The following is a 13,024-nucleotide window of genomic DNA, read 5'->3' as shown; positions in this document are numbered from 1 at the left end:
ATACCAATTTAAAAGGTGTTATTAGGGAGTAGGTATAACAAAAAAATGCCTCTTTTCATTTTGAAAAGAGGCAGATTATATAGTGTGTTTTTGAAGAACTATTTTTTCCAGTTAAAAATTCTTGGATTGATGGAAATCATTAACCAGGCCCAATTATTGGTACGTCCGGCGTCTCCGTTTTTTAAAAATTCTAAAGTTTTAGTGCCAAACATTTGAGAGTATCCTCCTGTAAGTGTGATGTCTTTTTTGAAATTGTAGTTGGCTGTAAAATCGACCTCTGTTCCTAAATACGAACCTAATTTTTCGTTTAATGGCGTTATTACATTAGCAGGGGCGTTAAAAACATGGGGCATTACATTAAACTGCCATTTTTTTACATTGTAGCTTAGTTTTAGATAAGCATCCTGAAGACCTACGCTGTTTTGATGGTTTCCCACATAAAAATAATCCATAAAACCATTAAAGGCATGATTTGTTCCAAAAAGCGGATTAAATGATTTAATTACCGTACTGCCATCGTTCATGTCTTTTCCGGATAAATATTCATACCCCAGACCGGCTTTAAAAGCATCAGAAATGGCATATCCCAAATAGGCTCCGGCATACCAGGCGCTGACTTGTTTATTAGTGCTTTTTCCGGTTTGACCGTAAAGCCCCAAGTTGCTGTCTATTTTTTTTGTCTTATACGTTAAATACGTTCCGAAAGTCTGTTTGTAGTCAACTAATAATTTGGCGTCGGCATTAGCATATTCGTAGCCCGTATTTAGCGCCAGTAAACTCATTGTTAAGTTGCTGAATGTGGTGTGGTACCAGGCGTATTGCAGTGCTTTGTAATTTGCTACCGTATAAGGGGTCTGCACTAAATTTTCGGCATTGGAGTTGTAAGCAACTCCCATGTCGAGCTGTTGGTTTTTAGGACGAAAAGTGACCATTGCAGCATCGTGGCTCTGACCTTGCTGCAACCAGTCGATTTCTCCCATAATACGCTGGTTGTCGTATGAAAGTACCTGACGGCCTAATCTGGCACTCCATTTTTCGGTAAAATTGTATTGTGCCCAGGCTTCAAAAACGGCTACACCATTTTTGTCTGCCGTTGTCGTTGTGGGAACATCACCCCAGGTTCTGATGTTTTGCAGAGTCAGCTTAACGGTCAGATCATCTTGTTTAAAATTCAGATTTAAACGAGAACGCTGTGATATTTGCGAGGTTCCTTTTTGACCTTCAGGCAGGAGTGTCTTATATCCGTTTCGATATTCAAAACGTGGTCGAAGTTGTAGGGTGGCATCTAATTCCTGGGCCTGAATTTCAAAGCTCATTCCTATCATGAGTATTAAAAGTAGTTTCAGATTTTTCATAAATTATCAAAATTTTATTCATGTAAATTTATAAGAAATAGATGCAGGTTTGTATGATTTAGATCATGTTTGATGTTTTTTTTATACTTTGTTAAAGTATTGGTTCTTAAATTCTTATTTCAGTAGAAGTTGTTTTTTTGTTCAGGATTCCAACAGTTGTAAACAGCATCCGTATTATCACTGTTTCTTAAAAAAAACAGGGTGGAAATTAACAAATTATAATGGAGTCCGGATGCAGTTTGTAAATAGAATTTTGTTAAACTGTAATGATGAATTTACAGTTTAACAGAGCAAATGGTTTTTAATAAAAGGGAGTAGTACCTCTTAAAAAAGATCAAAACGTAGTTTTTGGAAAGAGTTACGTAATTGTACGTAATTTTTACAACAAAGAATACTCAGTTGCTTTGTTTGAAAGTTCCATCAGGTTTTTTACTTTTAGTTTTTTCATTAAGTTAAAGCGATGAACTTCGGCAGTACGCTTACTGATTTTAAGGGTTTCACCAATTTCCTTATTCCCTTTTCCGGATAATAAAAGTGAGAGAATTTCTTTTTCTCTCTTGGTAATCGTGATCTCTTCAGCTAAAGCTTGTTTACGTCCTAATGAAACAGTACAATGCACAAAGTGATGAATCAAAATTCCCGATACATCACCGCTGTAATATTTCCCTCCGTTTAAAACCGTATGTAAGGCTTTTAAAAATTCTTCTTTGCTGGAATCTTTTAGTAAATACCCTTCGGCACCTGCTTTCAATGCACCTAATACATATTCTTCAGATTCATGTGTGGTGAGTATAATAATCTTAACCTTATTATTTTCACTTCTAAGTTTTTCTACTACTTCAATACCGGTTAAATGCGGCATACGTATGTCTAGTATAAGTAAGTCTGGCTCACTTGCAGCAACAGCTTCGAGTGTATCGATTCCATCTGTAGCTTCGCCTACAACTTCTATGTTTACTTCGTTTTCCAACAAAGATTTTATTCCATCCCTTACAAAAACATGATTATCCGCGAGGACTACCCGAATCGTTTTACTCATTATTTATTTAATTGTTACTTCAAGACCCTACGTATATTGGTCTAAATTGTCTACGCAAATATACGTAATAGGAATGAAGAATTACACAGAAGATACCGAAAGGAATTAACCTTAATTTAAAATTAAGTTAAAGACCTAAAGAGGCTTTTATCAGATTTAAGTTTTCTTCCGTATAATTAATCTTTAAGGCTTCCTGATGCCCTTTGTCAGACATTTTATCCCAGGTCTTCTTAATGATGTTTTTGAGTTTCTCTTCATCGTGTTTGTGCACAAACGGATCCAGATAATATTCTAAGAAAACCAAACAAATTACATCTTCCAACAGTTGCGTTTCGGCATCTTTTTTTAGAAGTTTCTTTTCAATTAAAAAAGAAACCCGATCGATAAATTCAGAAGCATAGCCTGCTTTTTCCAGAATTCCGGCCGTGGTTTTTGCGTGAAATTTTTTAAGTTCTTCCCGCCATCTCAAATATCCAACACGATCCATTGGATACGATTCGCGCGCCACTTTCCATCGGCAGATGTGTTGTGCTTTAGAGGCAATCTGAATAGCTTCTGAAGCTTGAGGTTCAAACTGCATCAATCGTTTGTACATCCGATCAGAATACAATAATTCTTTTGGGTACTCTGTATTTTGATCGATTTCGAGATTAGGATCCTGAGCATTCTCAGCATCAATCAACTGGCTGGCTTTTTGAAAAGGTGTATTCATTTTTTAGTAAAATAATAGAGTTCAAAGATACAGAAATTAGTTGTTTCGTAAATTTTTTCCGCAAGGAGAGAGGGATTTGTTTTTACTCCGCATTATAAAAAGGTAATGTCTGGCAGTATTTTTTAGGCATTAAGTTTATTTTAGCAATTGTATTATTTTTCTTAATTTTAATACCAGGCTCTGCTTAAAAAAATCATAAAAAACGGGCAGTATTGATTTTTGGCTCGGTTTTTTCTAGGGTGAAGTCATAATAAAAAAAATTAATGATATGAAAAAAGTACTTTTACTATGCGCCCTAATGTCTGTGATCTTAAGTTGTAAGTCGGTTGCAGTTAAAAAAACAAACACGAAAGAAACAACTTCTCAAACCACTTCAGAAGAAGATCTAGATGTTTATTTTAAAGCTACTGGAAATGAACCATTTTGGGGATTGAAATTTGGAAAAGATAAAATTGTTTTTACATCATTGATCGAGGGAATGGAGTCTATTAGTTTTGATGCCGTTGAACCAATCAGAGCAATGGATGCTAATGTAAAAATGTATAGAGTAAAAAGCGGAAAAACAGAGGCTACTATTACTGTTCAGCAATTCGAATGCACGGATTCAATGTCAGGTGCCGTTTCGCCTTATACAGTTAAAGTAGAAATGAACGGTAAAACTTTAAACGGTTGTGGTAAGTATATTACGGATTATCGTTTGCATGATATCTGGGTTTTAGAGGAGTTGAATGGAAGAAAACTAACTTCTTCTGACTTCCAAAAAGAAATGCCACGTATCGAAATTAATGCTGCTGAGAATACATTTTCAGGATTTGGAGGCTGTAATAATATCGGAGGGAAAATTTTCTTCGAAAAAGGATTGTTGAGATTTTCGGATGTAATTTCGACTTTGATGGCTTGCATGCCGGCGAATAAAGAAGGTGAGTTTGTAGAAACATTGCAAAAAACAACTACTTATTCAATTGAAAATTTAAGATTGACACTTTCTAATCCTGATGGGAAATTATTGGTTTTTAGAAAAGTAGACTAAATCCCATTTTATAAATAAAAAATAAATTTGCCATTCCGATTGCGATGAATTTCCAAAGATTAATGCTGAAATAAGCAGTATTGTTCAGGAAAATTCGCTGATTGGAATGGCAAATTGTTTTTGGATAATAATCCGAAGGGTAAAAAATACACAACTTGTGTAAATTATATCTATTTTACTTGTATTTCAGTCCGATTTTTTTTCTGATATAATGCCGATGTAGTATGAAAATAGTACAATGTAATTGGACTATATTGAAGATACAATCGATATTATTCCAGTTCTTTTGTTTTCGGTTCTTCTTCGTCTTCAATAAAATCAAGTTCTAAAGCTCTTACGGTCTGAACTGCGTTTCCGGCAATACCACGAATCGAGCCGTACATTCCCAGAGTATTGTGCACTACTTTTTCAATTTGCTTTTCGCGTTGTTTCCAGATACGCTGCATGGCTCTTTTTTCAGATTCCAAATCACTTTGCATTTGCGTAAAACCCTCGACAATTCCTTCTACTTGTAAGCGGAATTCATTGCTGGTTAAAAAATCATAGAGCATCGACATTTTATCTCCTTTGTTCTCCTGTGCCTGAACGGCCTGGCTAACTTGTATGAGCGATTGACGTAAAACAGCACTTAGTCCTTTAAATTCCTCATAAGTACAAATCCAGATCCCGTCGCGCATTCCCATACGATCCATTCCGGCAGGCATCACCTCAGTCACTAAAACCCCAATATTGGCCTTTTTGGTTCGGATATCATTCTTGAATTTCTCAATCCACGCAGGCTGGAAAGCTTTAGTACGCTTACTTTCATAATAAATAGAACCACAATTTTGTACCTCTCGGGTGTTTACAACCTGAAGACAGTCGGCTCCATTAGCTCCCTTTTTTACTTCATCAATAGTATCTAACGGAAAATTACTGGCCAGCCATTCCTCAATCGCAAGTTCCATGACTTCACCCTGCAATTGCATGGAGCCTTGTTCCTGCTTGCGTTTCATTTCCTCAATCAGCTTTTTCTGATCATCAGATTGTTTTTGGTATTCTTTTATTTTTAGTTCGTTTTTTTCCTCTTCCTGTTTTCGGATTTTGTCGCGTTCCAGAATCAAAGTAGCGTTAAGCTGTTTTTGCGCTTCCGTTTCGATAGCCTCTTTCATTTCGAGTTTTTCACGTTGAAGTTTCGCAATTTCACCTTCCATTTTATTAAGTTCACGAAGTTTCTCTGATTTCTCCGAAAGTTCTTTTTCCATCAGAAGCAAACGATCTTTGTTTTCTTCTTCGAGTTTGGTTTTTAATTTCTGAGAAATTTCTTTTTCGGCTATTTTTCTTTCGCGTTCCAGTCTTTCGGCAAAAAGTTCGTTTTCCTGTTTTTTCTTGGCCTCAAATTCAGCTTTTGCTTTTTCGAATTGCTCGTTTTTAAGTTCCAGTTCTTTGGACTGAGCGCTGGCTTTTTGTTGAAATTCTTTACGGATACTATCTTCCAATTGATGTTTCAAAACATCATTTACATCGATTGGTGTGCCGCAATTTGGGCACTGGATTGAAGATTGCTCAGCCATTTTTTGTTGATTTTATTTAGGATGGTAATATTCTGCTAAGATATTTAAAAAGGAGGTTTTTTTTGCTACTAAATTTTATGAATTTTCGGGAAGAATATATTTTTGAAAAAAACAAAGAAATTAAGATATAGGAATCTTTGTTTTGGGTATTGGAGTGATTTTGCGTCTAAAGTAGCATAAATCTGATTCATTCAGACGATTCTAAATTCAGTAGTGCAATAGTAGTTTTTTTCTTAGTTTTTAAAATAATGTATTCGGTTACTGAAAGAGTTCTTTTACTTCTTTTTCAAAACAGTTCCGAATTGTGTAAAAAACACATTTTTAGAATGATATTTTTTCTTTTTTGGATTAGTCAAAACAATAAAAACTAGATAACATACAATTATTTTACAATAAGATAATATCTTTTTTCCAGTTGTTAATTAAATATTTTTATAAAAAAAACTATCAAATATAAATAATTGAAGATTGATTTGTTTTAAAAGTTTATCTTTTTAACAGATTTCTTGTTGATTTTGTGTTTGAAATAACAATTAACAAAAAGACCATTATTTTGAAAAAAAACTACTTTATTGCTGCAGTTTTTCTGCTTCAATGTTGCATTTCCTTTGGACAAAAACAGAATCCAATTGGTTGTGGAACTCAATTATCTCAAAAGGAAGAGACTGCATTTGTGAAATCGCTTTCTAAAATTAAAACCTGGAAAAAAGGAAATACAAAGAAAGCTGCTACTGTTCCTTATATTATTCCGGTCGTGTTTCACATTCTGGCCGACGGAACGAATATTAATAATGTTTTTACCAAAGAGCAGATGAAATGCCGAATCGACGATGCGCTGTTAACGGTGAACAAGGATTTTAATGGTTTGTTTCCGGGGTATGCTATGACCGATCCTCGTTTTGACGCTGTTAAAAGTAAACTGAACATTCAGTTTGTCTTGGCTACCGTAGATCCCGAGGGCAATCCTTTAGAAATTCCGGGTTTAGACTGGCATCCCGAGGCACACGTTTCAGACGGCTATGATGCTAAAATTTATGACTACATCTGGTACGGTAAAAACAGCAGATATTATCTGGATGTTTTGGTGGTTGATGAACCCAATACAGGACAGGGGTCTACCGGTTCAGGACATGCATTTTTACCCATTCAGGATGCAATACCGCGCGTGACTTTCAATCACAGGTACATTGGGAGTACCTGCGGATCACATGCAAGTGCTACTTTTGCAAAGGTAATGACACATGAGTTTGGCCATTATTTTGGATTAAAACACACTTTTCAGGACGATTGTGATCCGGTAAACGACGGGATGGCTGATACTCCTCCTACGAAAGTTGCTGAAGGCTGTACCAGAAATGTGCTAAACAGCTGTGGAGTTTATGCCAATGCCGAAAATCACATGGATTACAATACGGAATGCCAGAATATGTATACCCGCGATCAGACCAATGCAATGACCTATTGGCTGGAAGATAAAACGGTTGCCAAATATCCAAGAGGGGTATTATGGGATCCGGCTAATCTTAGTGCAGTAGGGGTTATTGAAAGCAATCCGACGGCTAATTTTAGCAGCAGTACAACCGCTATTTGTTCCGGAAAAGTAATAGCTTTTAAAGACGTTTCTTTAGGATTGCCTAATTCAAGGGTATGGACATTCGAAGGAGGAAGTCCGGCAACCTCTACAGATCAAAATCCGACGGTGACATATAACACATCAGGAAAGTATAAAGTAACTTTAAAAGTAACCAACTCACAGGGAACAAATACGAAAGAAGTACCCAATTATATAGAAGTAGATCAAAAATCAAATGCAAATTATACGGAAAGTTTTACAGGTATTTTTCCTCCGAGAGGATGGGAAGTGACAAATCCGGACAAAGGTCTTGGCTGGGAAAAGCGAAAAGGAGTGGGGCATAATGACAGTTCGTGTATGATCATGAACAATGCTGATAATTCGGTATTGGGAGCTTTGGATTATATTAGATTGCCTTATTTCGATTTTACAGCCGGACAAAACAGTCAAATGTATTTTGACGTAGCATATACCAAGTTTGATGATGTAAGCCCTGATGTTTTAAAAGTACAGGTCTCGACAGATTGCGGACAGACCTGGAATGATGTTTATTCGAAAACGCACACGGTTTTACAAACCACAGCTGTTCCTACCGCTCAGGCCAATAATTGGATACCGGTTACAGATGCCAATTGGCGAAAAGAAGTAGTCGATCTTACTGCTTATATCGGGAACAGCAATGTTTCTATCCGTTTTGTAAACGTATCGGGCTACGGAACGCGAATTTGGATTGATAATGTAAACGTTGCTGTTACACAGGCTGCTACTCCGGTTTCTGATTTTGCATCCAGCATGAGAGATACACGTTGTACAAGTCTTACGGCTCCATTTGTAGATGTTTCAACAGGAAATCCAACGTCCTGGAACTGGTCGTTTCCTGGAGGAACACCGTCAAGTTCTACAGATCAGAACCCAACAGTAATCTATGAGGTACCGGGATCTTATGCCGTAACACTAGCTACTAAAAATGCCAATGGTAGCGGAACAATAACGACTAAAAACAATTTTATAACCATTGTTGATCCTTATAAAACTTCTTTTACCGAAGGCTTTGAAGGTTCTTTTCCACCAACAGACTGGGAAATTATTAATCCGGACAATAAATTAGCCTGGGAACAACGCATTGGAGTAGGGCGTAACTCCTCCTCTTGTATGGTTATGAATAATGCCGACAACGATAAGGTGGGTGAGGTAGATGAAATTATTCTGAGACCAGCTGATTTATCAGTTGGAGTAACCGATTTTTCATTCGATGTTGCCTATGCTAAATTTGATGCCGTGAGCCCGGATGCTCTGGAAATTCTTGTTTCAAAAGATTGCGGACTGACCTGGGAAAGCATTTATAAAAAAACGCATATGGAACTGGAAACATTTGAAAGCGCCGATGCCAACAATTGGATTCCGTCTTTAGACTCACACTGGAGAACTGAGAGAGTTACTTTGTCCAGATTTAAAGGAGAACAGAACGTTTTATTTAAATTCAAAAACACTTCTGGATTTGGCGCAAGAATATGGATTGACAATTTGAAGTTTAATTTTGATAGCAAAGAAACTCCATTCTCAGAATTTGTTTTGAAAAGTGATAAATTGTGTAGCGATCTTCCAATTGCATTCAAAGATAATTCAACAGGAGAACCTACGGCATGGGTATGGTCATTTCCGGGAGGTACACCGTCTTCTTCAACAAGCAAAGAACCTACCGTGGTTTATGATAGCCCGGGAACTTATAATGTAACTTTAACAGCTTCTAATGCTTATGGAGCAGGAACTGTGATGACAAAAAACGGTGTGGTGGTCGTGAAAAGTAAAAACAGCCTTCCGTTTTTAGAAAATTTTGAAGGAAATTTTCCTGTTCAGGATTGGCAAGTCATTAATCCGGGTGAAGATGCTATTACATGGGAAAAACGTTCGGATGTTGGTAAAGGAGATTTATCCTGTCTGGTAATCAATAATGCCGACAACCCGGCAGCTAAGGTCGACGAACTTGTTTTAAAAGCAGTTGATCTTTCGTCAGCTGCAACACCTTATTTGTATTTTGATCTGGCTTATACTCAATATTTAAGCGTTTTTGATCCTGAACCAGCTCCCGATAAGATTGATATTCTCGTATCTTCAGATTGTGGTGTGACGTGGACGAATGTCTATTCTAAAAATCAAATACAGCTACAGACTGTTTCACCTCCAATTCAGGATGATCCTGCAACCACTACATCAAACGAAACAAACGATTGGACTCCAACCAAAGATTCTGACTGGAGAGCCGAAAAGATCGATTTAGGTATTGTAAAGCAACAGAAAAATGTTTTAATTAAATTTAAAAGCACTTCAGGCTTTGGAACCAGAATCTGGTTTGATAATTTAAAAGTTGACAACGGTCCTAATTTGGCGGTAACGAAACCAAGGGAAATAAACAACCTGAAAGGGGTTCAGGTTTATCCAAATCCGTCTGCTAATGTTTTTCATGTAGTAACGCCATCATCGGCGGATAGTTATACTGTTACAGTGCATAGTGCAGAAGGAAAAATGATTCATACCGAAACTTTTTCTGGAGGGAATAACACAGAAAAAACAATTAATTTATCGGGGAAAACAAGAGGGGTATATTTTCTCAATGTAACTTCTTCAGCGAAGAAAACTTTCACTCAGAAAATCATAAAGCAGTAATTTAGGCTGTTATAAAAAGAGAGAGACTGTGTCCGTTGGGATACAGTCTCTTTTTTATGTAATGATTTATCAGAAAATTGACCCTCCACAAAAAAAGGATCAAATTTTGAAATTAAACGATATCCACAACAATTTTTCCAACAGAAGAACTATCACTAACCGCTTTATGAGCGTCCATAGCAGTATCTAAAGTAAAGTTTCTGGGATCAATAAGGGGTTTTAATTTCCCTTCTTCTATAAATTTTGCAGCTTCTTTTAAAATATCTCCATGATGTTTTCTGCCCTCACCACTAATCATCGGGTGTAAAACAAAAACACCATGTAAACTTGCAGATCGAAGTGATCCCGTCGCCAATGCATGCGTTCCAAAAGCATAGCAACTGGCAATCTGACCATAATGACGGATAGCAGCAAAAGAATCATCCAAAGATTGACCTCCAACCGTATCGTAAATAATGTCAAAACCTTTTCCGCCTGTAAATTGTTTTACATAATCTTCAACTTTTGCTGTCTTATAATCAATTGGAGTTGCTCCATATGATTCAACGATGGCGGCTTTTTGAGGAGAAACAGTCGCATAAACATCAGCACCAAAAATGCGGGCCAACTGTACGACCATGTGTCCAACACCTCCGGCTCCGGCATGAACCAAAACCTGATCGCCTTTTTTACTTTTGCCCTGTCAATTAGACCCTCCCAGGCTGTTAGCAATACAAGCGGAACGGCTGCAGCCTCTTTCATACTTAAATTCTTTGGTTTTACAGCGAGTAAATCGGCGTCAACAGCAGTGTACTCTGCTAATGTTCCCTGAAGTCCCAAAACACCTCCGGCGAGCCCGTAAACTTCATCACCAACTTTAAAATCGGTAACGTTTTTTCCAACTGCTTCAACAACACCGGCAAGATCAGTTCCTAATATTGCTGGTAAAACGGGCGAGGCATAGGGTGAAACCCCAATACGAATTTTGTTATCGATAGGATTAACACCACTTGCGTGAATTTTGATTAAAACCTCTCCTTCTTTTGGAGTCGGTTTTTCTATTTCAGTACTTACAAAATCAGATTCGTAAGTAGTCGTTAAAAGTGCTCTCATTGCTAACTTTGATTATAATATTTGTGCTGTTTTGTAAACCTGAATGGGCGAGGAGATTAAACCTTCACTTTGTTTAATAAAATCCTGCAGATACTGTTGATTGTTGTGAATATCAAGGCCTGGTTGGTCTTTCCATTCTTCCCAAATAATAAAAATATTTTCGCTGTGATGCAGGTCATATCGAATACAAGCCTCTTCTTTTCTGGTTTCAGTAACCAAATGGTTTAACATGTTTTTGATTTGCGCTGTATTTTCCGGTTTACTTTTTAAAATAGCGGTAATTGAGATCATAGTTATAAAGTTTTAAAGATTTGTTCTAAATGGTTGGTATAGTTCACCTTAAAGATACCAATATTTTCTTCAGTTGCCCCTTTTTCTACATCATGAAAATGGAAACCGTCTAATTTCTCCATTCCTACAAATTTATTCATTTTATGGAAGCCAAACATAACCCCTTCATCTACAGTTGTTTCTTCAAAAAATTCTCCCGGAAGCGTGAAAGCCGTTGCAGGGGCATTCCAGCTTGTGGTAAGCATGTATTTTCGTCCGTGCAAAAGTCCGCCTGTACCGTAATTGATATCCGGATTTGTCCTTGTTCTGCCGTCGTTTTTGTAAATTCCTTTTTGATGCCCGGCAGTAAAAACGTCATCAATATATTTTTTAAAAAGATTTGGTAATTGAAACCACCAAACAGGTGTGTGATAAACGACTACATCTGCCCAAACGAATTTTTCGACTTCTTCGTCTAAATCGAATTCTTGTTTTATATCAGTTGTTTTAATTTCAAATTGCTTGCTCTTTGTTAAGTATTCTATTGTCCAATCTGTAACGGTTTGATTGAATTTTCCACCTGAATGAGCAAAGTTTTGCCCGCCGTTGATAATAAATATTTTCTTCATTTTGTGAATGTTCTTGTAAATTTTGTTTGCGTATAAATTATTGTAATAGATTAAGGCATGATTTTTTTAACGTTTCAAAAAAGACGTTAAAGAATTATTTGGCAAAATTATACCATGTTTAACGATATCGAATGGTATATATTTGTGTTTTTTAGGTATATTTGCAACGGTAATAAATAATAGGCAGTATGAAAAAAGAAAATTTATATGAACCGTTCAGTGTTTCTTTTGAGACTTTAGAGGAATATCCGGATGTAGGAGATCGTCATAACTTTTTTGAATTGGTTTATGTTTTGAAAGGAACGGGTTTGCAGTGTATTAATAAAAATGTTTTTGAATACGATGCGGGACATTTGTTTTTGCTTACACCTGAAGACTGTCATAATTTTACCATTGAGACCAAAACAAATTTTTTCTTTTTGAGATTTAATGATATTTATCTGAAAAATTCAAGTCTTCAAAATGAAAACATTCAGCGTTTAGAGTATATTCTACAAAACGCAAATCATCAACCGGGCTGTATTTTAAAAAATGTTGCCGATAAATGCCTCGTAAAAGTTATGGTGGAAGCTATTATTCGGGAATATGAAGATAAGGATGTTTATAACAAAGAATTGATTCAGCAATTGGTCAACACCCTAATTATCGTGGTAGCAAGAAATATTGCAAAGTACTTGCCGGAACAGGTAAATATCGGCTGTGAGGCAAAAGCAATGGATATTTTACAATACATTCAAAACAATATTTATTATCCTGAGAAAATCAAAGCAGAATCGATTAGTGACTTTTTCGGAATTTCAAGTACCTATTTAGGGCGTTATTTCAAGAAGCATGCAAATGAAACCATGCAGCAGTACATTAGTAATTATAAAACAAAATTGATTGAACATCGTTTGCAGTTTAGTGATAAACGAATCAATGAAATAGCCTATGAATTTGGTTTTACAGATGAAAGTCATTTTAATAAATTCTTTAAGAAACAAAAAGGAAATAGTCCTTCCGAGTTTAGAAAAACAATCAGGATCAGTGCTTAAACACGGATTACACTAATTGTTACTAATTTTTTTGCCACAGATTGGAGCGATTAAATAGATTTTTACTTCGTGC

At 36.3% G+C, this 13,024-nt stretch carries 11 protein-coding genes; 3 read left to right on the top strand and 8 right to left on the bottom strand.

Annotated elements, in window-relative coordinates; genetic code table 11:
• Positions 1-98: 98 nt before the first annotated feature.
• The 3 genes from C245_RS0107535 to C245_RS0107525 all read right to left on the bottom strand — a co-directional run bounded on the left by C245_RS0107535 (position 99) and on the right by C245_RS0107525 (position 3,106).
• Positions 99-1,355 (bottom strand): alginate export family protein, encoded by a 1,257-nt coding sequence (locus tag C245_RS0107535; RefSeq protein ID WP_017495975.1) that lies wholly within the window; start codon positions 1,353-1,355, stop codon positions 99-101.
• A 379-nt stretch (positions 1,356-1,734) separates the two neighbouring features.
• A complete protein-coding gene (locus C245_RS0107530) occupies positions 1,735-2,394 on the bottom strand; it encodes a response regulator transcription factor (protein WP_026109934.1) in 660 nt (219 codons plus the stop codon).
• 127 nt (positions 2,395-2,521) lie between these two features.
• Positions 2,522-3,106, bottom strand: a complete 585-nt coding sequence (locus C245_RS0107525) for a DUF4202 domain-containing protein (protein ID WP_017495973.1) — start codon at positions 3,104-3,106, stop codon at positions 2,522-2,524.
• A gap of 268 nt (positions 3,107-3,374) precedes the next feature.
• On the opposite strand from C245_RS0107525, the gene C245_RS0107520 reads away from it, so the two are divergent.
• The gene (locus C245_RS0107520) at positions 3,375-4,136 is read left to right on the top strand and encodes an META domain-containing protein (RefSeq protein ID WP_026109933.1); all 762 of its coding nucleotides are present in this window, start codon (positions 3,375-3,377) and stop codon (positions 4,134-4,136) included.
• Between the two features lie 272 nt (positions 4,137-4,408).
• On the opposite strand, the gene C245_RS0107515 is transcribed toward C245_RS0107520, so the two are convergent.
• Positions 4,409-5,689: a DUF2130 domain-containing protein gene (locus C245_RS0107515; protein ID WP_017495971.1), complete on the bottom strand. Its 1,281-nt coding sequence runs from the start codon at positions 5,687-5,689 to the stop codon at positions 4,409-4,411.
• A 553-nt stretch (positions 5,690-6,242) separates the two neighbouring features.
• Here C245_RS0107515 and C245_RS0107510 point away from each other — a divergent pair.
• Entirely contained in the window at positions 6,243-9,926 is a 3,684-nt protein-coding gene (locus C245_RS0107510) for a PKD domain-containing protein (RefSeq protein WP_157495795.1), read from the top strand.
• Between the two features lie 112 nt (positions 9,927-10,038).
• Here the strand turns inward: C245_RS0107510 and C245_RS24520 are convergent, their stop codons facing one another.
• The 4 genes from C245_RS24520 to C245_RS0107495 are packed head-to-tail and all read right to left on the bottom strand — an operon-like array spanning position 10,039 to position 11,917.
• A complete protein-coding gene (locus tag C245_RS24520; RefSeq protein WP_232424343.1) occupies positions 10,039-10,524 on the bottom strand; it encodes a zinc-binding dehydrogenase in 486 nt (161 codons plus the stop codon).
• Positions 10,413-11,018: an alcohol dehydrogenase catalytic domain-containing protein gene (locus tag C245_RS24360; protein ID WP_198288043.1), complete on the bottom strand. Its 606-nt coding sequence runs from the start codon at positions 11,016-11,018 to the stop codon at positions 10,413-10,415. The genes C245_RS24520 and C245_RS24360 overlap by 112 nt, the downstream gene beginning before the upstream one ends.
• 12 nt (positions 11,019-11,030) lie before the next feature.
• Positions 11,031-11,309: a putative quinol monooxygenase gene (locus C245_RS0107500; RefSeq protein ID WP_017495969.1), complete on the bottom strand. Its 279-nt coding sequence runs from the start codon at positions 11,307-11,309 to the stop codon at positions 11,031-11,033.
• A 2-nt stretch (positions 11,310-11,311) separates the two neighbouring features.
• Entirely contained in the window at positions 11,312-11,917 is a 606-nt protein-coding gene (locus C245_RS0107495) for an NAD(P)H-dependent oxidoreductase (protein WP_017495968.1), read from the bottom strand.
• A gap of 188 nt (positions 11,918-12,105) precedes the next feature.
• On the opposite strand from C245_RS0107495, the gene C245_RS0107490 reads away from it, so the two are divergent.
• Positions 12,106-12,951 carry an AraC family transcriptional regulator gene (locus C245_RS0107490; protein WP_017495967.1) on the top strand — a complete coding sequence of 282 codons (846 nt, stop codon included), beginning with the start codon at positions 12,106-12,108 and terminating at the stop codon, positions 12,949-12,951.
• Positions 12,952-13,024: the final 73 nt, after the last annotated feature.

It is taken from the genome of Flavobacterium sp. WG21, from assembly GCF_000335775.1.
Classification (GTDB): Bacteria; Bacteroidota; Bacteroidia; order Flavobacteriales; family Flavobacteriaceae; genus Flavobacterium; species Flavobacterium tructae.
This window is presented reverse-complemented; position numbering and strand designations above follow the sequence as displayed.